Source organism: Pseudomonas arabinosi (assembly GCF_047758675.1).
In the GTDB taxonomy this organism is placed as follows: domain Bacteria; phylum Pseudomonadota; class Gammaproteobacteria; order Pseudomonadales; family Pseudomonadaceae; genus Aquipseudomonas; species Aquipseudomonas arabinosi.
In genome coordinates this window covers 4,907,321-4,931,685 of sequence record NZ_CP180480.1, presented here as the reverse complement: position 1 = coordinate 4,931,685, position 24,365 = coordinate 4,907,321, and the positions used below count along the sequence as shown (strand labels likewise).

The window sequence follows — 24,365 nt, the reverse complement described above, 5'->3', positions numbered from 1 at the left end:
GAGAGTTGTATTAACCCGAGGTTTCAACGCCACGTGATGGACCTGTTTCGCAGTGCCCCGATTGCTCAGCCCCTGGCCGCCCGTTTGCGTGCTGCCAATCTGGACGAGTACGTCGGTCAGGAACACCTGCTCGCTCGCGGCAAGCCTTTGCGCGAAGCGCTGGAGCAGGGTGCCCTGCACTCGATGATTTTCTGGGGCCCGCCGGGTGTGGGAAAAACCACCTTGGCCCGGCTGCTGGCGGAAGTCTCGGATGCGCACTTCGAAACGGTTTCGGCGGTACTGGCCGGCGTGAAGGAAATCCGTCAGGCGGTGGAAATCGCCAAGCAGCAAGCCGGGCAGTACGGCAAGCGGACGATCCTGTTCGTCGATGAAGTGCATCGCTTCAACAAGTCCCAGCAGGATGCGTTCCTGCCATACGTCGAAGACGGCACGCTGATTTTCATCGGCGCAACCACTGAAAATCCCTCCTTCGAACTCAATAACGCGTTGCTCTCCCGGGCGCGCGTCTATGTGCTCAAAAGCCTCGACGAAGCGGCACTGCGCAAACTGGTGCATCGCGCATTGACCGAGGAGCGTGGCTTGGGCAAGCGGCAACTGACCCTCAGCGATGAAGGCTTCCAGATGCTGCTGTCGGCCGCCGATGGCGATGGCCGGCGTCTGCTCAACCTGCTGGAAAACGCCTCGGACCTGGCTGAAGACAACAGCGAGATCGGCGTCGATCTGCTGCAAAGCCTGCTCGGTGATACCCGCCGGCGTTTCGACAAGGGCGGCGAAGCGTTTTACGACCAGATCTCTGCGCTGCATAAATCCGTGCGCGGCTCCAACCCCGATGGTGCGCTGTATTGGTTTGCACGGATGATCGACGGCGGTTGCGATCCGTTGTACCTGGCCCGGCGCGTGGTGCGCATGGCCAGCGAAGACATCGGCAACGCCGACCCTCGCGCCTTGAGCCTGTGCCTGGCGGCGTGGGAAGTGCAGGAACGCCTCGGCAGTCCAGAAGGCGAATTGGCAGTGGCCCAGGCCATTACTTATCTGGCCTGCGCGCCAAAGAGCAACGCGGTGTACATGGGCTTCAAAGCCGCGATGCGCAGCGCCACCGAACACGGTTCGCTGGAAGTGCCGCTGCACCTGCGCAACGCGCCGACCAAGCTGATGAAGCAACTGGGTTATGGCGACGAATACCGCTATGCCCACGATGAACCGGACGCTTACGCTGCTGGCGAAGACTATTTCCCGGAAGAACTCGAGCCACAACCGTTCTATCAGCCAGTGCCTCGCGGCCTGGAGCTGAAGATCGGGGAGAAGCTCAATCACCTCGCGCAACTTGACCGTCTCAGTCCCCGGCAGCGGAGAAAATAGTGATTCCTTTGATCGTTGCCGTTTCTGTGGGCGGTATCGCCGGAACGCTTTTGCGCTTTGCTACCGGTAACTGGATCAACGCTAATTGGCCGCGGCACTTCTATACCGCGACGCTGGCCGTTAATATCGTCGGCTGTTTGCTGATCGGCGTTCTATACGGTCTGTTTTTAGTACGCCCGGAGGTGCCGATTGAGGTGCGCGCCGGGTTGATGGTCGGCTTCCTCGGGGGGCTGACGACTTTTTCATCTTTTTCACTGGATACGGTGCGTCTGCTGGAAACCGGGCAAATGCCGCTGGCTTTTGTCTATGCTGCCATCAGCGTATTCGGCGGCCTGCTCGCTACCTGGGCTGGCCTGTCCTTGACCAAACTTTGATAACGAGAGACCGACATGCTCGATTCCAAACTGTTACGTAGCAACCTTCAGGACGTAGCGGACCGCCTGGCATCCCGTGGCTACACGCTGGATGTTGCGCGCATCGAAGCGCTGGAAGAACAGCGCAAGACCGTCCAGACCCGCACCGAAGCACTGCAGGCTGATCGTAATGCGCGTTCCAAATCCATCGGCCAGGCCAAGCAGCGCGGCGAAGACATCGCACCGCTGATGGCTGATGTCGAGCGCATGGCGAATGAATTGAGCGCCGGTAAAGTCGAGCTGGACGCGATCCAGACCGATCTGGATTCGATCCTGCTCGGCATCCCGAACCTGCCGCACGAATCCGTGCCGATCGGTGATGACGAAGACGGCAACGTCGAAGTGCGCCGCTGGGGCACCCCGACCGCGTTCGATTTCCCGGTTCAGGACCACGTCGCCCTGGGCGAGAAATTCGGCTGGCTGGACTTCGAAACCGCCGCCAAGCTGTCCGGTGCCCGTTTCGCCCTGTTGCGTGGCCCGATCGCTCGTATGCACCGCGCCCTGGCGCAGTTCATGATCAACCTGCACACCAGCGAACACGGTTACGAAGAGGCCTACACGCCTTATCTGGTTCAAGCGCCGGCGCTGCAAGGCACGGGTCAGTTGCCGAAGTTCGAAGAAGACCTGTTCAAGATCACTCGTGAAGGCGAAGCCGATCTGTACCTGATTCCGACCGCCGAAGTGTCGCTGACCAACATCGTCGCTGGCGAAATCGTCGATTCGAAACTGCTGCCGATCAAGTTCGTCGCCCACACCCCGTGCTTCCGCAGTGAAGCCGGTGCCTCGGGTCGCGATACGCGCGGCATGATCCGTCAGCACCAGTTCGACAAGGTTGAAATGGTCCAGATCGTTGAGCCATCGACCTCGATGGAAGCGCTGGAAGGCCTGACGGCCAACGCCGAAAAAGTCCTGCAATTGCTCGAGCTGCCTTATCGCACTATCGCGCTGTGCACCGGCGACATGGGCTTCAGTGCGGTCAAGACTTACGACCTGGAAGTGTGGATCCCGAGCCAGGACAAATACCGCGAGATTTCGTCGTGCTCCAACTGCGGCGACTTCCAGGCCCGTCGCATGCAAGCGCGTTTCCGTAACCCGGAAACCGGCAAGCCTGAACTGGTGCACACCCTGAACGGTTCCGGCCTGGCGGTCGGTCGTACCCTGGTGGCGGTGCTGGAAAACTACCAGCAGGCCGACGGTTCGATCCGTGTGCCTGACGTGCTGAAACCGTACATGGGTGGCCTTGAGGTCATCGGCTAAATGGACTATCTGCCGCTGTTCCATAACCTTCGCGGCAGTCGTGTCTTGGTCGTCGGCGGGGGGGAGATTGCCTTGCGCAAATCCCGCCTGCTGGCCGAAGCCGGTGCGCTGCTGCGGGTGGTCGCACCTGAAATCGAACCGCAACTGCGTGAACTGGTTGCCGGCAGCGGTGGCGAGTGTCTGGTGCGAGGCTACCTTGAAGCAGACCTGGACGGTTGCGGGCTGATCATCGCGGCCACCGACGACGAACCGCTGAACGCGCAAGTCTCCGCCGATGCCCGTCGGCGTTGCGTGCCGGTCAATGTGGTGGATGCGCCAGCCCTGTGCAGCGTGATCTTCCCGGCGATCGTCGACCGTTCTCCTTTGATCATTGCCGTCTCCAGCGGTGGCGATGCACCAGTGCTGGCGCGGTTGATCCGCGCCAAACTGGAAACCTGGATTCCTTCCACCTACGGTCAACTGGCCGGCCTGGCAGCGCGCTTTCGCAGTCAGGTCAAACGCCTGTTCCCGGATGTGCAGCAGCGTCGGGCGTTCTGGGAAGATGTGTTCCAGGGCCCGATTGCCGACCGGCAACTGGCCGGGCAGGGCGCCGAAGCCGAGCGCTTGATGCTGGCGAAAATTGCCGGTGAAGCACCGACGGCAACGGGCGAAGTCTATTTGGTGGGCGCTGGCCCCGGTGATCCCGACCTGCTGACCTTCCGTGCCTTGCGTCTGATGCAGCAAGCCGATGTGGTGCTGTATGACCGCTTGGTGGCACCGGCGATTCTGGATTTGTGCCGTCGCGATGCCGAGCGGATTTACGTCGGCAAGCGTCGCGCCGATCACGCTGTGCCGCAGGATCAAATCAACCAGCAATTGGTGGATTTGGCCAAGCAAGGCAAGCGGGTCGTGCGGCTGAAGGGCGGAGATCCGTTCATATTCGGTCGCGGCGGTGAAGAGATCGAAGAACTGGCGGCCCATGGCATCCCGTTCCAGGTCGTACCGGGTATCACCGCGGCCAGCGGTTGCGCGGCGTATGCCGGGATTCCGCTGACTCACCGTGATTACGCGCAGTCTGTGCGTTTTGTCACCGGGCACTTGAAGGACGGTTCCACCGATTTGCCGTGGGCCGACCTGGTCGCGCCAGCGCAAACCCTGGTGTTTTACATGGGGCTGGTGGGCTTGCCGATCATCTGCGAGCAGTTGATCAAGCATGGTCGTGCGGCGGATACGCCAGCGGCGTTGATCCAGCAGGGCACCACCATTAATCAGCGGGTGTTTACCGGCACGTTGGCCGATTTGCCAAGTCTGGTGGCAGAGCATGAAGTGCATGCGCCGACGCTGGTGATCGTTGGAGAAGTGGTGCAATTGCGCGAGAAACTGGCGTGGTTTGAAGGGGCTCAGGCGCAAGTCTGAACACCCCCCGAAACTGATCGTTCCCACGCTCTGCGTGGGAATGCATCCCGTGACGCTCTGCGTCACAGCGTCAGAAGCGGACGCGGAGCGTCCATGGCAGCATTCCCACGCGGAGCGTGGGAACGATCATTTGTCAGGCTCTGCGCCAAACCCCTTTCCCACTCAACCGCTCGCGATCATGCGGCGCTGTGAACTCCTGCGCCGGCCCTTTAGGCACAATTCCGGTCGGATTGATGGTCTTGTGGCTGCCATAGTAGTGATTCTTGATGTGCTCAAAATCCACCGTCTCGGCAATCCCCGGCCACTGATAAATCTCCCGCAGCCAGTTCGACAGGTTCGGATAATCGGCAATCCGTCGCAGGTTGCACTTGAAGTGCCCGTAATACACCGCGTCAAAGCGAATCAACGTGGTGAACAGCCGAATGTCCGCTTCCGTCAGGTATTCACCGACCAGATAACGGTTCTCGCCTAACAGCAACTCCAGTCGATCCAGTTCGGCAAATACATCATCGAACGCCTCTTCATACGCCTGCTGCGACGTGGCAAACCCTGCGCGGTACACGCCATTGTTCACCGCCGGATAAATCCGTTCGTTCAGCGCGTCGATCTCGCCCCGCAGCGGCGCCGGGTAGAAATCCAGGTCATTACCCGTCAAGTCATCGAAGGCGCCATTGAACATGCGGATGATCTCCGCCGATTCGTTGTTAACGATGCGATTCTGCTGTTTGTCCCAAAGCACTGGCACGGTGACACGACCGGTGTAGTCGGCGGTATCGGCGGTGTAACGCTGGTGCATGAAATTGAAATGATCGAGCTTGTCCCCGGTCGATCCGAGGTTCCGGTCGAAGGTCCAGCCGTTTTCCAGCATCAGCCAACTGACCACCGAGACATCGATGAGGCTTTCGAGGCCTTTGAGTTTGCGCAGGATCAGTGTGCGGTGAGCCCATGGACAGGCGAGGGACACGTAGAGGTGATAACGATCGGCCTCGGCTGCAAAGCCACCGACTCCGGTCGGGCCGGGTTTGCCATCAGCGGTCAGCCAGTTGCGACGCTGGGCCTGTTCACGCTGGAACGTACCGTCCTTGGCGCTTTCGTACCACTGGTCATGCCAGCGACCTTCAACTAACAAACCCATGTTCAAGACTCCTCAACCAATAAGCGTTGGAGAGGAGTCTATTCGCGTAGGTTCGATAAAAAAGCGCAAAGGTTGGGCGCTTATGATCGGTTAAATCGATTTGTTCCGAGCATCCCAATACTGCTGGGCGGTTTCGAAGGCGTGTTCGCGGGTTTGGCCGAGGCCGCGCAAGGCCAGGGCCATGGTCGAAATCAGCGCCATTTGCGGGTAGCTATCGACCACGTCGCCACGCCACACGGCTTTTAAATGCTCGGGATCGAGGGTGGCCGGTTTGACGTGGCGCTGGCTCGACAGCTGCGGCCATTCCTCGTCCCAGCTTTCGCCGCCAGTGGTGCCGTACAGGTGACTGTCGGCGTCCGGGTTGATCTCGATCTCGCCGCCGTCGCCTTTCACAACGATCGCGGTATCGCCGAGCAAGCCGCTGGCATCGCGATGCACCGCCTGGTAACCGGGATGGAAAATGCTTTGCAGGCCACAGCGAGCGCCCAACGGATTGAGAATCCGCGTCAGGGAATGGATCGGCGAGCGCAGGCCCAATGTATTGCGCAGGTCGATCATTCGTTGCAGCTGCGGTGCCCAATCCACCAGCGGCATGAAGGCCAGACCGCCGTTATCGAGTGCCTCGCCGACCTGCTGCCAGTCGCGGCACAACGGAATCTTCAACTCATCCAGCAATTGTTCGCTATAGAGCCGACCCGCTGTATGCGCGCCGCCGCCGTGCATGAAGATCCGCACGCCGTTCTGCGCCAGGCACTTGGCCGCCAGCAGATACCAAGGCAGATGACGTTTCTTGCCGGCGTAGGTTGGCCAGTCCAGATCCACCTTTAATGCCGGTGTCTGCAAACGTTCGCGCAAGGCTTCGGTGAACCCCGCCATCTCCTCAGCGCTTTCTTCCTTGTGCCGCAACAGCATCAGGAATGCGCCGAGTTGGGTGTCTTCGACCTTGTGGTCGAGCACCATGCCCATGGCTTCGCGGGCTTCGACCCGGGTCAAGTCGCGGGCGCCGCGTTTGCCTTTGCCCAGGATGCGCACGAACTGGGCGAACGGGTGTTCGGCGGGTGTTTCGAGGGTCAGCGCTGGGTAGTCGGTCATAAGCAATTCGTCGGTTTGGGCAGGCCCGCCAGTTTCGCGGCGAGTTTGGCAGGGGTGCCTTTGAACAGTCGGTTCAGGTGCAGGCTGTTGCCCTTGTCCGGGCCCAGCTTCAGCGCGGTGTACTTGATCAGCGGGCGGGTGGCCGGCGATAACTGGAATTCGGCATAGAAACTGCGCAGTAGTTCGAGGATTTCCCAGTGTTCGGGGCTCAACTCGATGTCTTCGGCGGCGGCCAGGGCGCTGGCCACGTCGCAGGACCAGTCGCTCAGTTCTACCAGGAAACCGTCCTTGTCCAACTCGATGGCGCGTGCGCCGACCGTCAGGGAGTTCATAGCCAACTGTTGACCTTGTCGTAATGAATCGACAGCTCGACGAAGGCCGGGTAATCGATGGCCTTGGCTGTGTCAGGAATCTCCAGCGCGCGAGCCTGGGCGTCTTCGGCCAGTACGAACAGTTTCAGAGTGCGGGCGTTCAGCGCATTGAACGGCGCGGTGCCTGGTTGCAACGCATAAACCGCGTCGCCAGTCAGCAGCAACGCATCGTCAGCGCCCATCAAGCGCAGGCAGCTGGTCAGGCGATCGTCGCCGAACGGGGAATGAGACAACACATGCAAAGTCGACATCAGAGGGTGATCACCTGGTCGTAACGGTCGATAAGGGCGGTGATTTCGTGGGCTGCCAGCACTTGAGCTTCTTCCAGCGACAAGCCGGCCGGGTTCAGACCCCGTTCCGCAACGCTTTCGCCACAGACGAACAGGTCGTCGACACCGAACATCGGCAAGGCTTGCAGGTTGGCGCTCAGGTCTTTCTGCTGGAGGGCCTTGGCATCCTGTTTCGCGGCGAGCTGGAACACCCCGTCATCGAGAAACAGCAGGCCGATCGGCAGATCAAAGGCACCGCCGGCCAGCACGATGTCCAGCGCTTCCCGCGCACTCGGTCCGGACCAAGGCGCCTGACGGCTGATAATCAGCAAGGATTTAGCCATCTCACGCGCCTCCGAAACAGATCAGGCGGTCAGCATCCTGTACCGCGTCATGCAATTGGCCGAGTCCGGACAATTCCCACGGCGCGCCCACCGCAACGGCTTCACGCTGATAGCGCCCGGCTTCTTCTTCGTTCAACACGCCACGACGCAGGGCGGCGGCGATGCATACGACGCCGTCCAGTTGATGCTCGGTGACGAAATTGCGCCATTGCTTGGGCAAGTCCTGCTCATCCTGCGGCGTGACCACGCTGCCGGAGGCGTTGTAGACGCCGTCCTGATAAAAAAACAGCCGGACAATCTCATGCCCACTGGCCAGCGCAGCCTGGGCGAACAGCAGGGCGCGGCGCGAGGAGGGCGCATGGGCAGCGGAAAACAGCGCGATGGCGAACTTCATGACGGACTCGATCAGCAAAACTGCGGCCATGATAAAGCTTTATCGCCGGGGCGGCGAAGGGCGTTTTCCTCAAGACCGAGTCGCCGCCTTGCTCGCGAAGGCGGCCTGACAGACACCACCCAATTCAGCGCGGCATATAACCCAACTGCCAGCGCCGCGGAATTTTCAGCGACAGCAGCCCGACCGCGCCGGCCAGCAGACCGCTGACAAATAACGCCCTGAGCCCCAAGTGATGTTCCAGCACGGCGCCGAGTACCGCGCCGGCAAACATTCCGGTCCAGGGGATCAATTGCACGCGCCAACCGTTGCGCCGTTCGCCGAGCATCCAGCGTCCCAGCCCACGGCCAAAGCGCGACAGTGCGCCGGTGACGTAGGTCAGGCCGACCGGCAGGCCGTTCACTTCTTCCACGGCGGCATTGAGCATGCCCATGGCGATGATCGTCGCCAGTAGCGCTGGCAATTGTTCGTCGTAGGGCCAGGCGGCGGCGCCGCAGAGCAGCGTGGCGATGCACAGCAGCAAGGGCAGCGCCCGGCGACCGCCGAGGCGGCTGACGACAATCCCCAAGGCGTTGCCGACGATGAAGGTGCCGACGAGGATCACCAGGCGCAAAGTCAGGCCCAGGTCGCCGTCGCTGATGGCAACGGCGAGGCGGGTGGTGTTGCCGCTCATGAACGAGACGAAATCGCCGCTGGCCATGAAACCGATGGCGTCGGTCATGCCCGCGAGCACCGAGAGGCTGGCCACCAGCGACATGCCGATGCGTCCGCGCCATTTGCGGGTATGCAGATGGCCTGGACTGGCGCGATCAGTGGAGAGGGATGGCAACATCAGCGAAGGTCGTCCTCAGACAGCGACCGAAAGGGTCACTTACTCAATCCATATAACTCGCAATACTCCAGCCAGTCCATGCCGGCCATCTCGGCCACTTCCTTGTGCACTTCCAGGCGCTGTGCCTGATAGTCCTCGGACGTCGCGGCGGTCAGTTGCAGCGTCAGCTCCCAGGCAAACAATCCCAGGCGCTCGGCCTCGGCTTCAAAGGCTTCATGCAAGCGCTCCTCGCGGTACTGCGCCGCGGTCTCGCCCTTGGCCTGAGCCAACAGCGGGTTGAGGTTGTCGAGTTCGACGCGCAGTTCAGGGCGCTCATCGAGAAACCTCTTCAACGCTTGCTCGTGTTGCTGTTCGGTTGCCGCCATGGTCGCTCCTTGAGGCTGGATTACGAAGACTGCTTCTTGCTGGCCTTGGCCGCTGCTGCCAGGCATTCGAGGGCAAACTGCTCGGGATACGTCATTTGAATCGGCGTGGTTTCACCTTTGACGGTTCTCTCGCCGTCTAGGATGTAACGAATCCGCTTGTCGGTGACGCCAATTCGCTTGGCAATCCAGGACGGCGTCTGACCGATCTGGCTGATCAGCTTGTCGGCATATTCAGCGGTTGGTTTGTAATATTCGGCGTTGGGTGTCATGGCCTTTCCAAAAAAATGAGCCCGGAAAAACGGGCGATGCGGTGTTAATGGCGCGACAGGGTGCGCGAATCGTCACTCGGTGTCGCGGTATAAATGAAGTAAAGCAGAACGATACGCCGTGCCGCGGTGATACAGTCCGCTTTTTCTTGATGAGCGAACGCAATGCGAATTCTGATGGTGGCGCTGGCCGTAACGTTGCTGGCGGGATGCGCGGGCTCGGCGATGAACGACGCCCGCACTGGAACCCCGTATAAAACCCTGACCTCGGACAAGCCGGAAAAAGTCGTCGCCCAGTGTGTGCAGTTTTCCTGGCAGGACGAGGCGGTGTTTGGTGTCGATGCTGGCGCGTATTTGCAGCCTGGCGAGAAGGGAGGCACTACCGTTTACACGCGCTCGGCGGAATCCTTTGTGGACGTGAAGACTGACGCTTCCGCCACCGTGCTGAATTATTACGCGCAGCATGACGACTTTGTCGCCAAGCGCCGACTGGCGGCGTTGGCGACCTGCCTGTAAGCAAGATCAAAAGATCGCAGCCTGCGGCAGCTCCTACACTGGGCAGGTGTACTCCCTGTAGGAGCTGCCGAAGGCTGCGATCTTTGGGCGGTGCCAGGGATTAAATATTTATCAGGCGCTTCTGAAAAAAGAAGCGCTTGTGACCAGGCGGGTAGTCAGCGATCTGGCCTAACTCGCTGTAGCCGAGCTTCCTGTAGAACGCCGGCGCCTGGAAGTCGAAGGTGTCGAGCCAGATTCCGATGCATTCCTTTTCCCGTGCCAGGTCTTCAGCCATCTGCATCAGCTTCGTGCCCATGCCCTGTCCCCGGGCTTGCTCCGGTACCGACAGCAGGTCGATGTACATCCATTGGTAAAACACTCGGCCGTGAAGCCCACCGAGAATCTCGCCGCTTTCGTCACGCACCAGCAAGGCAACGGGCTCCTGAGTCGAGATTCCGGCTTTTGCGGCGTTATAGGCGCGCAACGGCAGCAGGATCGCCTGGCGCTCTTCATCCGTGGGGTTTTGCGACCGTTCGATTCGCAGGGGCATCAGCTATTTCCTTATGGCCAGGGTGGAAAACATTTCCAAGCCTATCGCGGCAACGGGTCGTTGTTCCAGCTCTCAGGTGGAACCGTCGTTCGGGCGCAGATGTCTAGCCTAAACAGCGTCATTCCAGAACGCGGCCTATGAGGACACTCCGTGAATATTTTCGAAGCCTTGCGCGAAAGTCACGACCGCCAGCGCACCTACGCCGATGCACTGATCCAGACCAGCGGCGACACCCCCGAGCGGGTCCAAGCTTACAAGCAACTCAAGTCTGAACTTCAGGCCCACGAAACCGCTGAAGAGCGGCATTTCTACATCCCGCTGATGGAGTTTGATAATGGCGTGGATCTCAGCCGTCATGCCATTTCAGAACACCACGAGATGGACGAAATGATGGAGGAACTGGACGAGACCGAGATGTCCAGCCCGGCCTGGCTGGTGGTCGCGAAGAAGCTCGCCGAGAAGGTCAATCACCACCTGGAAGAGGAAGAGCAGAAGTTCTTCCAGATGGCCGGCAAGTTGCTCGACGACAAACAGAAAGAGACGCTGGCGGGTCAGTATGAGAAGGAATACAAGGCGCAGCTGTCTTAGCGCCAGGCTTTCGTTTTCGCCTAAGATGTGCGCCTTCTGACGAAAAAAGGGATGCATTGTCATGTCGAACACAGCCGAGCGGGTCAACCTCATCGAGTCCCAGGTGTTGTCCCACGACTGGTACCTGCTCAAGAAAATCACCTTCGATTACCAGCGCAACAACGGCGAATGGCAGCGCCAGACCCGCGAGGTCTACGACCGTGGCAACGGCGCGGCGATTTTGCTGTTCAACCGTGAAAAGAAAACCGTGGTGCTGACCCGGCAATTCCGGTTGCCAGTGTTCGTCAACGGCCACGATGGTCTGCTGATCGAAGTGGCAGCGGGGCTGCTCGAAGGTGCGGCGCCTGAAGAGCGCATCCGCGAAGAAGCCGAGGAAGAGACCGGTTATCGCGTGCACCATGTGCACAAGGTGTTCGAGGCCTACATGAGCCCCGGTTCGGTGACCGAAAAACTGCACTTCTTCATCGCTGAGTACGATGCTGCTTCCAAGGTCAGTGATGGCGGCGGACTGGAGGAGGAGACCGAGGAACTGGAAGTGCTGGAGTGGAAATTCGATGACGCACTTGAGGCGTTTTATCGCGGGGAGATCTGCGATGCGAAGACCATCATGCTGCTGCAGTACGCGGCGATGAAAAACATCTTCGTCGCGGTTTAAGAGACGCAGACAACCCCTGTAGGAGCTGCCGCAGGCTGCGATCTTTTGATTTTGATCTTCAGCGTCTTCAAGGGCACCGAAGATCAAGATCAAAAGATCGCAGCCTGCGGCAGCTCCTACAAGGTCAAAAGCCTTCCAGTCGTCCAGTCCCACCCCAATGTCCGCCCTCCAGCGTCAGCAGCCGCTCCTTCGCCTCAAGCCCACCGGCAAACCCTGTCAACTTCCCCGAAGCGCCAATCACCCGATGACACGGCGCAACAATCGAAATCGGGTTCTTGCCATTCGCCGCGCCCACGGCCCGAACCGCACTGGGATTGCCGATCTGCCGGGCAATCTCGCTATAGCTGCGGGTCTCACCAAATGGAATGGTCAGCAACGCTGCCCAGACCTTCTTCTGAAATTCCGTCCCGGCAAAATCCAGTTCCAGGTCGAAACGAGTGCGCGTGCCCGCAAAGTATTCCCGCAGCTGCTGAGTGGTGCGCATCAGGATCGGATTATCCGGCGCCTCGCGCATCGGCCCAAGCCGCACTCGCCCCGGTTTGTCGTTTTCCCAGAGGATGGCGGTCAGTCGTGAACCGTTCGCGACCAGCTTCAGCTCGCCGACCGGGGACGCCAGGGTGGTGCAGGTGTAAGTCATGCTGGCGGACTCCGCAAAAGTGCTGAACTGAGGGCAAGCATACTGCCTCGACGGGGAGGCGCAATACGCAATCCCAGCCATACTGCGTACTGCTCTTGAAGCGTTTTCCTACTTAAAAACAAGAAGAGACCGACTCATGAAGTTCGAACCTTTTGCCAAATCGCTGATTGCGACCTCATTGGCGCTCAGCTGCCTCAGTGCTTACGCGGCCTCCGTGGCGCCGGTCGCGGCCGAAAACGGCATGGTCGTCACCGCGCAGCATCTGGCCAGTCATGTGGGCGTCGATGTACTCAAGAACGGCGGCAATGCCGTCGATGCCGCGGTAGCGGTCGGTTACGCGCTGGCGGTGGTTTATCCCGCAGCGGGCAACCTGGGTGGCGGCGGTTTCATGACCATTCAGTTGGCGGACGGGCGCAAGACCTTCCTCGACTTCCGTGAAAAAGCACCGCTGGCTGCCACCGCCGACATGTACCTCGACAAGGAGGGCAACGTCGTCCCTGACCTGAGCACCCGTGGCCATCTGGCTGTTGGCGTGCCGGGCACCGTGTCGGGCATGGAGTTGGCGCTGAAGAAATACGGCACCAAACCGCGCAAGGAAGTGATCGCCCCGGCCATCAAGCTCGCCGAAGACGGTTTTGTGCTGGAGCAGGGCGATGTCGAGTTGCTGGAATACGCCACTGACGTGTTCAAGAAGGACATCAAGGATTCCGGTGCGATCTTCCTGAGCAACGGCGAGCCGATGCAAGTCGGTCAGAAACTGGTGCAAAAAGACCTCGGCAAGACCCTGCGGGAAATTTCCGAGAACGGCGCCGACGGCTTCTATAAAGGCTGGGTGGCTGATGCCATCGTCACCTCCAGTCAGGCCAACAAAGGCATCATCACTCAGGCCGATCTCGACAAATACAAGACCCGCGAACTGGCCCCGATCGAATGCGATTACCGCGGCTACCACGTGGTTTCTGCGCCACCGCCAAGCTCCGGCGGCGTGGTGATTTGCGAGATCATGAACATTCTCGAAGGCTATCCGATGAAAGACCTGGGCTATCACTCGGCCCAGAGCATGCACTACCAGATCGAAGCGATGCGTCACGCCTATGTGGACCGCAACAGCTACCTGGGCGACCCGGATTTCGTGAAGAACCCGATCGCCCATCTGCTGGATAAAAACTACGCCACCAAAATCCGCACCGCCATCAACCCGCAGAAGGCCGGTGTGTCCCGCGAGCTCAAACCCGGCGTAGCGCCCCACGAAGGCAGCAACACCACCCATTACTCCATCGTCGATAAATGGGGCAACGCGGTCTCGGTGACTTATACCCTGAACGACTGGTTCGGCGCCGGCGTTATGGCCAGCAAAACCGGGGTCATCCTCAATGACGAGATGGATGACTTTACCTCGAAAATCGGTGTGCCAAACATGTACGGCCTGGTGCAAGGGGAGGCCAATGCCATCGCACCCGGCAAGGCACCGCTGTCGTCCATGAGCCCGACCATCGTCACCAAGGACGGCAAAGTAGTGATGGTCGTCGGCACCCCCGGTGGCAGTCGCATCATCACCGCAACCTTGTTGACTATGCTCAACGTGATCGACTACGGAATGAACATCCAGGAAGCGGTCGATGCCCCGCGTTTCCACCAGCAGTGGTTGCCGGAAGAGACCAACCTTGAGACCTTCACTACCAGCCCCGATACGGTGAAGATGCTCGAAAGTTGGGGGCACAAGTTTGCCGGGCCGCAGGACGCCAACCATGTGGCGGCGATTCTGGTCGGCGCGCCTTCCCTGGAAGGCAAACCTGTGGGCAAAAACCGCTTCTATGGGGCGAACGACCCACGTCGAAACACCGGATTGTCGCTCGGTTATTGAGGGTTGTTTTTAAAAGGGGACGGACCTATTTTCGTCCCCTGATCCACTGACTTTTCAAGGACGGGACCATGGCTACCGCACTGCTGATCATCGATGTCCAGCAAGCCCTGTGCACTGGCGAGTACGCATGTTTTGAGATCAAGCGCGTTATCGAGAACATCAACGACCTGGGCACCAAGGCTCGCGCTGCCAGCATCCCGGTCGTCCTCATCCAGCACGAAGAAAAGGGCGACATGCTGCAACACGGTTCCGAAGGCTGGCAACTGGCCGAAAGCCTGAAGACGTCGCCGCAAGACCTTCGCGTGCGAAAAACCCATCGAGACTCGTTCTACCGGACCCACTTGCAAGCCCAGTTGCAGGATTTGGGCACCGATCGCCTGATCATCTGCGGGCTGCAAACCGACTATTGCGTCAACGCCACCGTCCGCCAGGCCCTGAAGCTGGGCTATGACGTAGTGCTCGCCGCCGATGCGCATTCCACCGTCGACAACGGCAACCTCGCCGCCGAAGACATCATCACCGAGCACAACGCAGACCTGGCGCATTTGACGGGGCCCGTGGCGCGGATCGACGTGATGCCGACCAACGAAATCCATATCTGAAACTACCCTGAACATGTAGCGGGGGGCCGCCCCCGTTTTGACGTGTTCACCTCGGGTACCACCGAGCCATCGTTATAAAAATGCCCGCGCTCATGGACTTGGGCATACTGGCGCCGTCAAAAGAATGGAATCTGTCGATGCCCTTAACGTTCTGTCGTTTCAAGACCCGTTACGCTTTCCTGTTGATTCCTGCCCTCTTGTCCGCTGCTGCCCACGCCAGCAGCTTCAACTGCGACAGCGCCGCCAGTCCCAGCGAGAAGGCCATTTGCGCCGACCCCTACACGTCGGATCTTGACCGCAAACTGGGCGCACTCTGGAGTTCGACGCTGCCCAAGGTCGCCGACCCCAAGTCGCTGAAAGCGGATCAACGCCAATGGCTGAAACAACGCAATCAATGCGCCGACAACCTCAGCTGCCTGCGCCAGCAGTACCAGATGCGCCTCGTTGAACTCGGCCACGCTGCCAAGCCGTTTACCTGGGATGCCTCCTGGCAACTGATTCCGTGGGGCGTTGCGACGGGGGCCGAGTTGAAAACCAAACGCAAGGATTCAACCCACATTACCTTCGACGTTTCGGCCACGAACGGCGCCAACATGGGCGAGCTGGACGGTATCGCGACACTCGACGGCACTCAGGCGCATTACGCCGAGGGATCCTGCACCCTGGATTTCAAAGCAATCAACGGCGTACTCGACGTTACACAGAGCGGCGACTCTGCCGATTGTGGCGCCGGCATGGGGGTGTATTACGCCGGACGTTATGTGGCGTCGGAACAGTCTTTGGCACTGGACAACGATTTACTCAGCGTGGGGTTGGTGCGTACACAGCAGGAGGATGACGCGCTGCGGCAATTGCTCAAGGATGACTATCAGCGGTTGGTGGCGAGTAGCAGTTCAAGGGTGACTGGCGACACGTCGAGCGACTTGCCCGAGGCGCAGGTCACGGAAATGTGGATACGCGGTTTAGGCTCGATCAACGCGGCTATCTTCGCGAGCGCACCGGATAGCCGATTCTGGTTGCTACTGGTGGTTGTCGATCAGCAGAGCCATTTGAGGGCCCGCTACTACACCAATGTGCCGGGCTGGAAAGGCCGCTTGCCTGAATCTTTGAAGCGTTGGTACGACGAGCGAGCGAAAGACGAGACGTTACCGCTGGACCTGATGCCTTGAGCTGATTTTGGTGGTGAGGGGTTTGCTCCCGTTGACGCTTACACGGCCCCGAAAATGTCGATCAACTCAGTCAGAAAAGCACTCACCAAATCCCGCTGTCGCGCCGAATGCCTGACCGCTGCATGAAAGCCGACCTCATAGCGCAACAGCTCGGGATTCAGCGGATGCAACTGCCCCAGTTGTTCATGCTTCGCCGCATAGTGCTGCGGCAGAAACCCCAAATGCTGGCCAGACAGAATGAGCAGGGCGGCGCCGTCCATGCTGTCCGTGAGCACCGTCAGGCGTTCTATCGAGGTGGGCGCCGGCATTTCCGGCAAGGGATGGCTGGGCCATACCCAGTCGTAATCGCTGACGTCATCCCGGGTCAGCTCGCCCACTTGCTCGAACAGCGGGTGAGTCGGGGCGCAGTAGGCGATCTGGGTTTCCTGGAATAACGCAAAGTAATCAATGTTGGGCAGGCGGTGCCAGAAATAGCCGATCGCCAGATCGATATGGCCGTTGATGATTTTCTCTTCCAGCAGCGATGACGACAGCTCCGTGAAATGGAAATACAGCCCTTCATGCCGGGACCGTAACCGCGCAATGGCCAGGGCGATTTTCTTGTTGGCCACCGGATCGATTTGACCGAGCAGGCCGATGTTGATGTTGCCCGACACCTTGCGATTGATGTGCTGGACTTCAACCCGGAACCCTTCGGCAGCCGCCAGCAATCGCCGCGCCGCCTCGACAAACTGGCTGCCCTTGGGCGTCACCGAAAACCCGCCGCGCCCGCGTTCGCAAAGACGAAACCCCACCCGCGCTTCCAGCGTCGCCAATTGCGCGCTGATGGTGGGTTGCGTGGTGTTGAGCGCCGTTTGCGCGGCCGAAATCCCGCCCGCCTCAACGACGGTGAGAAACACCCGGATCAAACGCAGATCCAGCTCCGATACAGTTCCCAGCATGCGTGCTCCCGATACTCAATTACATAGACGTGGATCTATGTAAACAGTGTGCCTGCGATATTTTACAGCCCTGATCAACGCCCTACATTGCAATGAAACCGGCGCCTTGCCCATAAAAACAACAATCACCAGCATAGGAACACTCATATGTCAGGGTCCCCTCAATCTGCGCACGCCATCGAAGCGAGCAGCGGGTTGGCCATCGAAGGCCACTCGATCGATTACATTCCGGAAAACGAACGTCACGCCAAGCTCAGCAGCCAGGGCCCTTTCTGGTTTCTGGGCAACTTCCACTTCTTCACCATCTCCATCGGTTTTGTCGGCCCAAGCCTTGGCTTGTCGGCGCTGTGGACGATGTTAGCCGGTGCGCTGGGCATTATGTTCGGCACCATTTTCATGGCGTTTCATGGTTCGCAAGGTCCGGAGATGGGCCTTCCGCAAATGATCCAGTCGCGTGCGCAGTTTGGTTATCGCGGGGTGATCCTGGCGTTGATGGCGACGATGTTTGTGTTCGTCGGATTCAACGTGGTGAACATCTCGCTGATCATGAACGGCCTCGAACACGTGTTTGGCATCGACCCGACCATCGTCGCCATTGCGGTAGTGCTGATCGGCGCGCTGCTGTCGATCTACGGCCACGACCTGATGCACAAAGCCTTCAAGTGGGCGTTGCTCGCAACGTTGCCGCTGTATGCGCTGGTCACCATCGCCTTGATGTTCGGCGCAGGCCAGGAGGGTGTCACCCCGGCGACCGACCTGGGTTTCAGCTGGATTGCCTTTGCCACACTGTTTGCCATTGGCGCGAGCTACAACATTTCCTATGCGCCTTATGTCTCCGACTACTCCCGTTACCTGCCGAAAAACACCAGTCGACCAAAACTGATCGCCGCCGTATTCATCGGCGCCTCGTTGTCGGGCGGCTGGATGATCGGCCTCGGGGCCTGGCTTGCGCAGCAGTTGAAAGCGGCGGATGCGCTGGTGGCGCTGAACCAGGTTGGCTCTTCGATGATTCCAGGCCTGGGCAATGTGTTGGTGATTGTCTCGGTGGCGGGCTTTCTGCCGATCATCGCGCTCAACACCTACAGCGCCATGCTGACGTTGCTGACGGGTGTGGATTCGATCAAGAAAATCACACCGACACTCCGCGCCCGAGTGATGTCGATCTCCGCGATCAGCGTCATTCTGTTGACCTGTGTGCTGTCGATCAAAGGCGATGGCATCGCCCTGTTGAACACCTTCCTAGTACTGCTCCTGTACTTTCTTGTGCCGTGGACCGCGGTCAATCTGGTGGACTACTTCTTCGTGCGCAAAGGTCGCTACGCGATCCCGCATTTCTTCACGCCGAAGGGCATTTACGGCGCCTGGCAATTTCGCGGCATTGTCTCTTATCTGATTGGCTTCGCCGCCATGGTGCCGTTCTTCTACATCTTTGATGCGGCGGCTGGCAAAGAGGTGTTCGTCGGGCCGCTGGCGCGGATGCTGGAAGGCGTTGATATCGCCTGGCTGGTGGGTCTGGTGGTCTCGGGCCTGACGTATTACCTGCTCAGCCGTTCGATAGACCTTGAGTACGAACGCCGGATTATCGATTCGATTACTGAGAGCGACATTGTTTCCATGGCTCATCAGCCTGTGGAGGAGGGGCGTTGAACAGCGCAAAAAATACTGTGGTCGCCTGCTGCCAACTGGCGCCGAAAATAGGCGACCTGGCTTACAACCGGAAGCTGACCGAGCGGGCGATTCGTTCGGCGGCTTACCAAGGCGCCCAAGTGGTGGTGCTGCCCGAACTGGTCCAGAGCGGCTACTTGTTTGCCGACCGCAGCGAAGCCCTGTCGCTGGCGGAAACCGTCGAAGGGCCGACCTTGCTTCTGTGGACGGCGCTGGCCCGGGAATTGAACATCGTCGTGGTGGGTGGATTCTGTGAGCGGTTGGCCGGCGATGAACTGGCCAACAGTGCGGCGATGATCGATGCCCAAGGCCTGCGCGCCATGTACCGCAAGGCGCACCTCTGGGATGGCGAGAACGAAATCTTCAGCGCCGGAAACGACGCGCCGCCGGTTGTAGAAACCGTTCATGGACGAATCGGCATGCTGATTTGCTACGACCTGGAATTCCCCGAGTGGGTGCGACTCCCGGCGCTGGCCGGTGCGGACCTGCTCTGCGCACCGGTCAATTGGCCCGACGGGCCACGGCCGCAAACCGAGCGTCCAGCCGAAGTTGTGCGAGTCCAGGCCAACGCCTCGGTCAACCGAATGTTCATCGCCGCGTGTGATCGGCATGGTCATGAACGTGGGGTCAGTTGGGTGCAAGGCTCGGTGATCGTCGATGCTGATGGCTACCCTGTGGCAGGGCCGGCGGAGCAGGGTGGCGAGCAGATTTTGCTGGCGACACTGAATCTTGCCGAGGCGCGGAACAAGCGAATCAGCGCGCGTAATGATTTGCATCGGGATCGACGGTCGCAGTTGTATTAGGTCAGTTGGTGACCAACAGTTCCGGGCCGAGGTAGTCGTTGATGTGGTCGATATCGTCGTCGCCCAGACTGCCCACCGAAGAGGCCAGGCGCAGGCGCGACATCAAGTAGCGCAGCTTGGCCTCGAACAGATCGTGGCGCGCAACGAAGAGCAGCTCTTCGGCATTGAGGACGTCCGCATTGGTGCTGGTGCCGCCCTCTTTGAAGCCCTTGCGTGTCGAATTCAGTGAGCGTTCGTTGGACTCCACGGCCCGCTCCAGCGCGCGAATACGTTGGGCGCCGCTCTCTACGCCGCGATACTCACGGGTGGTACCGGTGATGACTTCCTGGCGCGTGGCGTCGAGTTCGTCCAGGGCCTTATAGCTATTGGCACTCGCCTGGCGTGTCAGCGCGCTGGTGCCGCCACCGCTGTACAACGGGAAGTTTACTTCCAGCCCGATTGAGCCGTAGCGGTTGCGTTGATTCAACTCGGAGATTGATTGGCTCTGACCCGCGGTGTAGCCGGCCACGAAATCCAGTGTTGGCCAGTGGCCGGCCTTGGCGCGCTTCACTTCTTCTTCGGCGAGGTCGCTGCTATGACGGCGCGCATGGATCAGCGGGCTGTCGGCCTGGGCTTTGACCAACCAGTCTTGCAGGTTGCTCGGTAGCAGCGGTGGTGTATCGAAGCTCGGACGCAAGGTGGTCAGCGATTCGGGGGTTTCACCGATAAATTCCTCAAGCTTGCGGCGCGCGTTGACCAGGTTGTCCTGCGCTTCGATCAGCTCAACCGCGGCGAGGTCGCGGCGAGCGGCCGACTCGTCGATGTCGGTGATGGTGCCGGCCCCCAACTCCATGCGCCGTTTCGCCGAAGCGAGTTGTTCGTCGAAGGCGCTCAACTTGGATTTGGCAAGGAGGATGGTTTCGCTGGCCAGGAGCACGTCGAAATAGCTTTCAGCCAGGCGCACCGCGGCGTCCTGACTCTTGGCGTCGAACACCGCGACGCTGTAGTCGGCACGCTGCTTGCCCTGGCGGTACTCGGCCATCTTCTGTTTGTTGAACAGCGGCTGGCGCAGGCGCACGTTAGCGCCCTTGGAGGTGTAGTCGAGATCTCTATCGACGCCGCTCTGGCGTTGGGTGCCATTGACCTTGTTGTCGTAGGCCGAGGCATTGATCTGCGGTAGCAGGCCGGCCCTGCCGATGTCGCGGTTTTGCGCACCGGCCTCCTTTTCATGCACGGCGGCGCGATAGACGGGGCCTTGGTACTGCAACAGATCCCAGGCTTGTTTGAGGTCCATGGCGCTGGCCTGGAGGGACAGCGCCAGCAGGCAGAAGAACAGGCAATGACGGTCCATTTCATTGTTCCTTGAAGGAGCTGTCAACACGCTCGAGCATTGGTTTGAGCAGATAACTCATCAAGTTGCGCTCGCCAGTCTTGATGGTGACGCTGGCGGGCATACCAGGCCGAATGTGGTTGCTGCCTAGCAGGCTCATGCCATCGGGCGTGACTTCTACCTGAGCCAGATAGAACGGTTGCTTGCTTTCCTCGTCGAGCAGGCGGTCGGCGGAGACGGTCTTCACGCGGCCGGGTATGTTGGGTGTCTGGGCATGGTTGAAGGCCGGGAAGGCGATGTCCACGGGCAGGCCGGGGACCATCTTGTCGATGGCCTGCACGGGAATCATCGCGTCGACCTGCAGCGGTTCGTTGTCTGGAACGATTTCCATGATCTTGAAGCCGGGCTGAATGATCCCGCCGATCGTAGCAATGCTCAGGGACTGGACCATGCCATCGATGGGCGATCGAATTACCGTGTGGGTCACTTCATAATCCAGCGCACGCAAGCGGTCGGCCAAGGTGGTGTTTTCCTTGGCGGTGTCGGTGAGCAGCGATTCGACTTCCTTCCGGTAATCGTGCTGGCGCTGCAGGATGCGCAGCTTGATTTCGGAGGTCTGGCTACGCACGCGAGCGATGTTATTGAGGTTCTCGGCCTGGCCGGCGGAGAGGTCGGCATTGCTGCGTTCCAGCTCAAGCAGGCGGTTGCGCGGGACATAGCCTTCGGCCGCCAGCGCGCGGGTGCCTGTCAGTTCCTGGCTGAGGAAGTTGATCTGCGAGGCGCGGGCGCCATAGACCTGCTGCAGACCCTTGAGCTGCACCGCCGACGCCGCGAGGTTTTCCTGCAGGATGCTGATTTCGCCAGCGAGGCCGGCACGCCGGGTGTCCAGCAGGCGTTGTTGCAGATCCATGGCGGCCAACAGGCGGTAGTCATTCCCGAAGCGCTTGTACAATTCGGGATCGTAGTTCACCACATCGCGGCCGTCGCGTTCCGCTTCCAGGCGGTTTTCCACAGTCTTGCTGACGATGTATTGGGCGCTGACCGCACCCTGTTCGGCGGCGGCACGCAGCGAGTCGAGGCGGACCACCTCCTGGCCTTTTTTCACTGCATCGCCTTCGCGAACAAGAATGGCCTCTACGGTGCCGCCGCTCAGATGCTGCACGGCTTTGCGATTGCTGGTGACTTTTACCGTGCCTGTCGCCACCACGCCGGCATCCAGCGGCGCCAGCCAGGACCACAGGAGGAAACCGCCGAAGCCGGCGAGCATCAGCAACATGCCCCAGCGCACGGGCTTACCGACGTCCAGATCCACTTCGTTCCTGGGATCGGCGAGAATCATGTCGGTGTGTTGGCTCATTTGCATGATCGTTTACTCCCGTGCTTTGACGGAGGCCAGCGGAGTTGATGCGCCTGCAGGCATCACACTGGCCTTGCGCAGCGCCGCGAATACTTCGTCGCGAGTACCGAGCATCTGCACGCCGCCGTCGCGCAGCATCAGCACCTTATCGACGGCGCAGAGCACATTGGGACGGTGGGAAATCAGAATGACGGTGGCGCCGCGGTTTTTGAGTTGGGCCAGCGCATCGACCAAGGCCTTTTCACCGATGTCGTCGAGGTTGGCATTCGGCTCATCCAGCACAATCAGATTGGGTTCGCCATACAGCGCGCGGGCCAAGGCGATGCGTTGCTTCTGGCCACCGGAAAGCGGGCTGCCATCGGTGCCCAGACGGGTCTCATAACCCTGCGCCAAACGCAGGATCATCTCGTGCACTCCCGTCGTCCTGGCGGCGCGGATGACCGCGTCGCTGTCCACTTCGCCAAAGCGCGCAATGTTGTCGGCGATGGTGCCTTCGAACAGCTCCACGTCCTGTGGCAGGTAACCGAGCCAGGGGCCAAGTTCGCCTTTGTTCCAGGTGAATATGTCCGCGCCGTCCAGGCGCACCTTGCCGGCCTGTGCCGGCCAGACGCCGACCAACAGGCGGGCGAGGGTGGATTTGCCCGAGGCGGATGGACCGATAATGCCAAGGCTTTCGCCGGGGGAAAGGTTGAAGCTCACCCCGCGCAGAATTGTGTTGCCGGTGCCGGGGGCACCGGCATACACATTCTCCACCGCCAGCACGCCCACCGGCCGCTGCAGCGACATGCTCGGTGGCCGGCGCGGATAGTCGTTCAGCATCTCGTTCAAACGGCCCCAAGCCGAACGGCAGCCAAGCAGCTGCTTCCACGACGCGATGACTTGTTCCACCGGGCCCAGCGCGCGGCCGGTGAGGATCGAGCAAGCAATCATCATCCCGGGGGTGATCTTGCCTTCGATCGCCAGCAGCGCGCCGGCGCCGAGGATCAGCGACTGCAAAGTGATACGCACGAAGCGCCCGGTACTGCTGATCAGGGCGGCACGGTCGGAGGCCAGGGTCTGCATTTCCAGTATGCGCAAATGGCTTTGGTACCAGCGCTTGCCGATCGACGGCAGCATGCCCATGGCCTCGATGACCTCGGCGTTGCGCAGGTTGTTGTTGGCATAGCTGGCGGAGGAGAGGGCGGCCTGATTGGCTTCGGCCAGCGGCTTTTGCGTCGCCTTCTCGGTGAGATAAGCCAGGCCCACCAGAATCAGCGATCCGATCAGCGTGACCAGTCCGAGCAGCGGGTGGATCAGATAGGCGACCAGCAGGTAGATCGGCGTCCATGGCGCATCAAAGAAAGCGAACAGGCCATTGCCGGTGAGGAACTGACGCACCTGCGCGAGATCCTGCAGGGCCTGGGCCGGATTACCTCCGGCGCGGCTCAGGTTGCGCTCGAATGCTGCGGTGAAAATGCGTCGATTGAGGTCCATGTCGAGGCAGTTGCCGACCCGGATCAGCACGCGGGTGCGGAACATTTCCAGCGTGGCCATCAGCAAGAACAGGCCTATCACCAGAATGGTCAACATCGTCAACGTTGTGACGTTGCGACTGACCAAGGCCCGATCATAGACCTGCAGCATATAAATAGCCGGCGTCAACATCATGACGTTGATGACGCCGCTGAACCCTGCGAGCGAGTAAAAACTGCGGCGAAGTCGAAAGAGCGCGTCAGCCAGTTCTGATCGATTGCTCGATTGCTTGTGCATTTTGGGTGACCCCTCTTCAAAAAGCCGTTTGCCCTTGCGGCGCAACAACTAACAAATGCAGTTCCGCAGGCAGCTGGTTGATACGCAGGTTGGTCGCTCTAGGGGCGCATCACCTGCAAAATCACTGCGTCGCTCTCATGGCTAGCAGCGTAGGTGTCGTAGAAACAACCTGAAATAACATTTCGCTCTAATGCTGCAAATGATTTCCTATAAGTCTCGTAAAAACAGTTAGTTAGAAGGTCAATCGCCAGTCGTCTGTTTTACGTGTCGTAAAATTGACAATTTTTCGCTATGCAACTTTAGTCTCAGTCATTGAGGGAGACGGCCGCCTGGAGCCTGCCAACTTTTTGGCAACGCAAGGCGTCAAGATTTTCCCGATGGAGCACACATGTCGATGATTTCGTTCTTCTGCAGAGTGAAGGGGATGTTCAGGAAGTTCGCCTTTTCTTCAAGTTTCCATGGCCCACCCAGGGCTCGGGTTCGCTCTGCCTA

27 protein-coding genes are annotated in these 24,365 nt (G+C 59.9%); 12 read left to right on the top strand and 15 right to left on the bottom strand.

Going from position 1 to position 24,365, the window contains the following annotated elements; all coding sequences use genetic code 11:
• Positions 1-36 precede the first annotated feature (36 nt).
• Genes ACMXYJ_RS23025 through cysG form a run of 4 tightly spaced genes read left to right on the top strand, consistent with a single transcriptional unit; the run spans position 37 to position 4,424 of the window.
• Positions 37-1,359 carry a replication-associated recombination protein A gene (locus ACMXYJ_RS23025; RefSeq protein WP_027925133.1) on the top strand — a complete coding sequence of 441 codons (1,323 nt, stop codon included), beginning with the start codon at positions 37-39 and terminating at the stop codon, positions 1,357-1,359.
• Positions 1,359-1,733, top strand: a complete 375-nt coding sequence (gene crcB / locus ACMXYJ_RS23020; RefSeq protein ID WP_046049410.1) for a fluoride efflux transporter CrcB — start codon at positions 1,359-1,361, stop codon at positions 1,731-1,733. The genes ACMXYJ_RS23025 and crcB overlap by 1 nt, the downstream gene beginning before the upstream one ends.
• A 15-nt stretch (positions 1,734-1,748) precedes the next feature.
• Entirely contained in the window at positions 1,749-3,029 is a 1,281-nt protein-coding gene (gene serS / locus ACMXYJ_RS23015) for a serine--tRNA ligase (RefSeq protein ID WP_140680017.1), read from the top strand.
• Positions 3,030-4,424, top strand: a complete 1,395-nt coding sequence (gene cysG / locus ACMXYJ_RS23010) for a siroheme synthase CysG (protein WP_415757065.1) — start codon at positions 3,030-3,032, stop codon at positions 4,422-4,424. It abuts the gene before it with no gap.
• A 133-nt stretch (positions 4,425-4,557) separates the two neighbouring features.
• Here the strand turns inward: cysG and ACMXYJ_RS23005 are convergent, their stop codons facing one another.
• The 9 genes from ACMXYJ_RS23005 to ACMXYJ_RS22965 all read right to left on the bottom strand — a co-directional run bounded on the left by ACMXYJ_RS23005 (position 4,558) and on the right by ACMXYJ_RS22965 (position 9,492).
• Positions 4,558-5,559: a glutathione S-transferase family protein gene (locus ACMXYJ_RS23005; protein WP_415757064.1), complete on the bottom strand. Its 1,002-nt coding sequence runs from the start codon at positions 5,557-5,559 to the stop codon at positions 4,558-4,560.
• 90 nt (positions 5,560-5,649) lie between these two features.
• Positions 5,650-6,651 (bottom strand): glycosyl transferase family protein, encoded by a 1,002-nt coding sequence (locus ACMXYJ_RS23000; protein ID WP_415757063.1) that lies wholly within the window; start codon positions 6,649-6,651, stop codon positions 5,650-5,652.
• A complete protein-coding gene (locus tag ACMXYJ_RS22995) occupies positions 6,648-6,983 on the bottom strand; it encodes a TusE/DsrC/DsvC family sulfur relay protein (RefSeq protein ID WP_056743897.1) in 336 nt (111 codons plus the stop codon). Before ACMXYJ_RS22995 ends, ACMXYJ_RS23000 begins: the two co-directional genes overlap by 4 nt.
• Positions 6,980-7,273: a sulfurtransferase complex subunit TusB gene (gene tusB / locus ACMXYJ_RS22990; protein WP_415757062.1), complete on the bottom strand. Its 294-nt coding sequence runs from the start codon at positions 7,271-7,273 to the stop codon at positions 6,980-6,982. Before tusB ends, ACMXYJ_RS22995 begins: the two co-directional genes overlap by 4 nt.
• Positions 7,273-7,635 carry a sulfurtransferase complex subunit TusC gene (gene tusC / locus ACMXYJ_RS22985; RefSeq protein ID WP_095129010.1) on the bottom strand — a complete coding sequence of 121 codons (363 nt, stop codon included), beginning with the start codon at positions 7,633-7,635 and terminating at the stop codon, positions 7,273-7,275. The genes tusB and tusC overlap by 1 nt, the downstream gene beginning before the upstream one ends.
• Before the next feature lies 1 nt (position 7,636).
• Positions 7,637-8,029: a sulfurtransferase complex subunit TusD gene (tusD, locus tag ACMXYJ_RS22980; RefSeq protein WP_415760793.1), complete on the bottom strand. Its 393-nt coding sequence runs from the start codon at positions 8,027-8,029 to the stop codon at positions 7,637-7,639.
• Between the two features lie 124 nt (positions 8,030-8,153).
• A complete protein-coding gene (locus ACMXYJ_RS22975) occupies positions 8,154-8,858 on the bottom strand; it encodes a YoaK family protein (RefSeq protein ID WP_415757061.1) in 705 nt (234 codons plus the stop codon).
• A gap of 35 nt (positions 8,859-8,893) precedes the next feature.
• Entirely contained in the window at positions 8,894-9,223 is a 330-nt protein-coding gene (locus ACMXYJ_RS22970; protein ID WP_415757060.1) for a DUF6388 family protein, read from the bottom strand.
• Positions 9,224-9,243: 20 nt separating this feature from the next.
• Positions 9,244-9,492, bottom strand: a complete 249-nt coding sequence (locus ACMXYJ_RS22965) for a hypothetical protein (protein ID WP_008154823.1) — start codon at positions 9,490-9,492, stop codon at positions 9,244-9,246.
• Between the two features lie 162 nt (positions 9,493-9,654).
• On the opposite strand from ACMXYJ_RS22965, the gene ACMXYJ_RS22960 reads away from it, so the two are divergent.
• A complete protein-coding gene (locus ACMXYJ_RS22960) occupies positions 9,655-10,005 on the top strand; it encodes a hypothetical protein (RefSeq protein WP_008154821.1) in 351 nt (116 codons plus the stop codon).
• Between the two features lie 100 nt (positions 10,006-10,105).
• On the opposite strand, the gene ACMXYJ_RS22955 is transcribed toward ACMXYJ_RS22960, so the two are convergent.
• Positions 10,106-10,534, bottom strand: a complete 429-nt coding sequence (locus tag ACMXYJ_RS22955) for a GNAT family N-acetyltransferase (protein ID WP_415757059.1) — start codon at positions 10,532-10,534, stop codon at positions 10,106-10,108.
• A 150-nt stretch (positions 10,535-10,684) separates the two neighbouring features.
• On the opposite strand from ACMXYJ_RS22955, the gene ACMXYJ_RS22950 reads away from it, so the two are divergent.
• The gene (locus ACMXYJ_RS22950; protein ID WP_415757058.1) at positions 10,685-11,122 is read left to right on the top strand and encodes a hemerythrin domain-containing protein; all 438 of its coding nucleotides are present in this window, start codon (positions 10,685-10,687) and stop codon (positions 11,120-11,122) included.
• Between the two features lie 61 nt (positions 11,123-11,183).
• Entirely contained in the window at positions 11,184-11,777 is a 594-nt protein-coding gene (locus ACMXYJ_RS22945; protein ID WP_415757057.1) for an NUDIX domain-containing protein, read from the top strand.
• Between the two features lie 124 nt (positions 11,778-11,901).
• Here the strand turns inward: ACMXYJ_RS22945 and ACMXYJ_RS22940 are convergent, their stop codons facing one another.
• Positions 11,902-12,414: a methylated-DNA--[protein]-cysteine S-methyltransferase gene (locus ACMXYJ_RS22940; RefSeq protein WP_415757056.1), complete on the bottom strand. Its 513-nt coding sequence runs from the start codon at positions 12,412-12,414 to the stop codon at positions 11,902-11,904.
• A 136-nt stretch (positions 12,415-12,550) separates the two neighbouring features.
• On the opposite strand from ACMXYJ_RS22940, the gene ggt reads away from it, so the two are divergent.
• From ggt to ACMXYJ_RS22925, 3 genes are all read left to right on the top strand, one after another.
• The gene (gene ggt / locus ACMXYJ_RS22935) at positions 12,551-14,278 is read left to right on the top strand and encodes a gamma-glutamyltransferase (RefSeq protein WP_415757055.1); all 1,728 of its coding nucleotides are present in this window, start codon (positions 12,551-12,553) and stop codon (positions 14,276-14,278) included.
• Between the two features lie 68 nt (positions 14,279-14,346).
• Positions 14,347-14,880, top strand: a complete 534-nt coding sequence (locus tag ACMXYJ_RS22930; protein WP_415757054.1) for a cysteine hydrolase family protein — start codon at positions 14,347-14,349, stop codon at positions 14,878-14,880.
• 137 nt (positions 14,881-15,017) lie between these two features.
• Positions 15,018-16,049, top strand: coding sequence for a lysozyme inhibitor LprI family protein (locus ACMXYJ_RS22925; RefSeq protein WP_415757053.1), 1,032 nt, complete (start codon positions 15,018-15,020; stop codon positions 16,047-16,049).
• Between the two features lie 38 nt (positions 16,050-16,087).
• Here ACMXYJ_RS22925 and ACMXYJ_RS22920 read toward each other — a convergent pair whose 3' ends face one another.
• Positions 16,088-16,990 (bottom strand): LysR family transcriptional regulator, encoded by a 903-nt coding sequence (locus ACMXYJ_RS22920; RefSeq protein ID WP_140894216.1) that lies wholly within the window; start codon positions 16,988-16,990, stop codon positions 16,088-16,090.
• 147 nt (positions 16,991-17,137) lie between these two features.
• Here ACMXYJ_RS22920 and ACMXYJ_RS22915 point away from each other — a divergent pair, with 147 nt between their 5' ends.
• Both ACMXYJ_RS22915 and ACMXYJ_RS22910 read left to right on the top strand, forming a co-directional pair.
• Complete coding sequence (locus tag ACMXYJ_RS22915; RefSeq protein ID WP_415757052.1) at positions 17,138-18,637, top strand: purine-cytosine permease family protein; 1,500 nt, start codon at positions 17,138-17,140, stop codon at positions 18,635-18,637.
• Positions 18,634-19,458 (top strand): nitrilase family protein, encoded by an 825-nt coding sequence (locus ACMXYJ_RS22910; protein ID WP_415757051.1) that lies wholly within the window; start codon positions 18,634-18,636, stop codon positions 19,456-19,458. The genes ACMXYJ_RS22915 and ACMXYJ_RS22910 overlap by 4 nt, the downstream gene beginning before the upstream one ends.
• Position 19,459: 1 nt before the next feature.
• Here the strand turns inward: ACMXYJ_RS22910 and ACMXYJ_RS22905 are convergent, their stop codons facing one another.
• The 3 genes from ACMXYJ_RS22905 to ACMXYJ_RS22895 are packed head-to-tail and all read right to left on the bottom strand — an operon-like array spanning position 19,460 to position 23,873.
• Positions 19,460-20,788, bottom strand: coding sequence for a TolC family outer membrane protein (locus ACMXYJ_RS22905; protein WP_415757050.1), 1,329 nt, complete (start codon positions 20,786-20,788; stop codon positions 19,460-19,462).
• Position 20,789: 1 nt separating this feature from the next.
• Positions 20,790-22,130 (bottom strand): HlyD family type I secretion periplasmic adaptor subunit, encoded by a 1,341-nt coding sequence (locus ACMXYJ_RS22900; RefSeq protein WP_415757049.1) that lies wholly within the window; start codon positions 22,128-22,130, stop codon positions 20,790-20,792.
• Between the two features lie 6 nt (positions 22,131-22,136).
• Complete coding sequence (locus ACMXYJ_RS22895; RefSeq protein WP_415757048.1) at positions 22,137-23,873, bottom strand: type I secretion system permease/ATPase; 1,737 nt, start codon at positions 23,871-23,873, stop codon at positions 22,137-22,139.
• Positions 23,874-24,365: the final 492 nt, after the last annotated feature.

Coding starts and splice junctions, on each gene's coding strand:
- ACMXYJ_RS22970 (WP_415757060.1), bottom strand. CDS start 9,223: ATGGCGGCAACCGAACAGCAACACGAGCAAGCGTTGAAGAGGTTTCTC.
- ACMXYJ_RS23000 (WP_415757063.1), bottom strand. CDS start 6,651: ATGACCGACTACCCAGCGCTGACCCTCGAAACACCCGCCGAACACCCG.
- ACMXYJ_RS23005 (WP_415757064.1), bottom strand. CDS start 5,559: ATGGGTTTGTTAGTTGAAGGTCGCTGGCATGACCAGTGGTACGAAAGC.
- ggt (WP_415757055.1), top strand. CDS start 12,551: ATGAAGTTCGAACCTTTTGCCAAATCGCTGATTGCGACCTCATTGGCG.
- ACMXYJ_RS22965 (WP_008154823.1), bottom strand. CDS start 9,492: ATGACACCCAACGCCGAATATTACAAACCAACCGCTGAATATGCCGAC.
- ACMXYJ_RS22895 (WP_415757048.1), bottom strand. CDS start 23,873: ATGCACAAGCAATCGAGCAATCGATCAGAACTGGCTGACGCGCTCTTT.
- tusB (WP_415757062.1), bottom strand. CDS start 7,273: ATGTCGACTTTGCATGTGTTGTCTCATTCCCCGTTCGGCGACGATCGC.
- ACMXYJ_RS22915 (WP_415757052.1), top strand. CDS start 17,138: ATGTCAGGGTCCCCTCAATCTGCGCACGCCATCGAAGCGAGCAGCGGG.
- ACMXYJ_RS22905 (WP_415757050.1), bottom strand. CDS start 20,788: ATGGACCGTCATTGCCTGTTCTTCTGCCTGCTGGCGCTGTCCCTCCAG.
- ACMXYJ_RS22940 (WP_415757056.1), bottom strand. CDS start 12,414: ATGACTTACACCTGCACCACCCTGGCGTCCCCGGTCGGCGAGCTGAAG.
- ACMXYJ_RS22900 (WP_415757049.1), bottom strand. CDS start 22,130: ATGCAAATGAGCCAACACACCGACATGATTCTCGCCGATCCCAGGAAC.
- ACMXYJ_RS23025 (WP_027925133.1), top strand. CDS start 37: ATGGACCTGTTTCGCAGTGCCCCGATTGCTCAGCCCCTGGCCGCCCGT.
- ACMXYJ_RS22945 (WP_415757057.1), top strand. CDS start 11,184: ATGTCGAACACAGCCGAGCGGGTCAACCTCATCGAGTCCCAGGTGTTG.
- ACMXYJ_RS22975 (WP_415757061.1), bottom strand. CDS start 8,858: ATGTTGCCATCCCTCTCCACTGATCGCGCCAGTCCAGGCCATCTGCAT.
- cysG (WP_415757065.1), top strand. CDS start 3,030: ATGGACTATCTGCCGCTGTTCCATAACCTTCGCGGCAGTCGTGTCTTG.
- ACMXYJ_RS22960 (WP_008154821.1), top strand. CDS start 9,655: ATGCGAATTCTGATGGTGGCGCTGGCCGTAACGTTGCTGGCGGGATGC.
- tusD (WP_415760793.1), bottom strand. CDS start 8,029: ATGAAGTTCGCCATCGCGCTGTTTTCCGCTGCCCATGCGCCCTCCTCG.
- ACMXYJ_RS22955 (WP_415757059.1), bottom strand. CDS start 10,534: ATGCCCCTGCGAATCGAACGGTCGCAAAACCCCACGGATGAAGAGCGC.
- ACMXYJ_RS22920 (WP_140894216.1), bottom strand. CDS start 16,990: ATGCTGGGAACTGTATCGGAGCTGGATCTGCGTTTGATCCGGGTGTTT.
- ACMXYJ_RS22925 (WP_415757053.1), top strand. CDS start 15,018: ATGCCCTTAACGTTCTGTCGTTTCAAGACCCGTTACGCTTTCCTGTTG.
- serS (WP_140680017.1), top strand. CDS start 1,749: ATGCTCGATTCCAAACTGTTACGTAGCAACCTTCAGGACGTAGCGGAC.
- tusC (WP_095129010.1), bottom strand. CDS start 7,635: ATGGCTAAATCCTTGCTGATTATCAGCCGTCAGGCGCCTTGGTCCGGA.
- ACMXYJ_RS22995 (WP_056743897.1), bottom strand. CDS start 6,983: ATGAACTCCCTGACGGTCGGCGCACGCGCCATCGAGTTGGACAAGGAC.
- ACMXYJ_RS22930 (WP_415757054.1), top strand. CDS start 14,347: ATGGCTACCGCACTGCTGATCATCGATGTCCAGCAAGCCCTGTGCACT.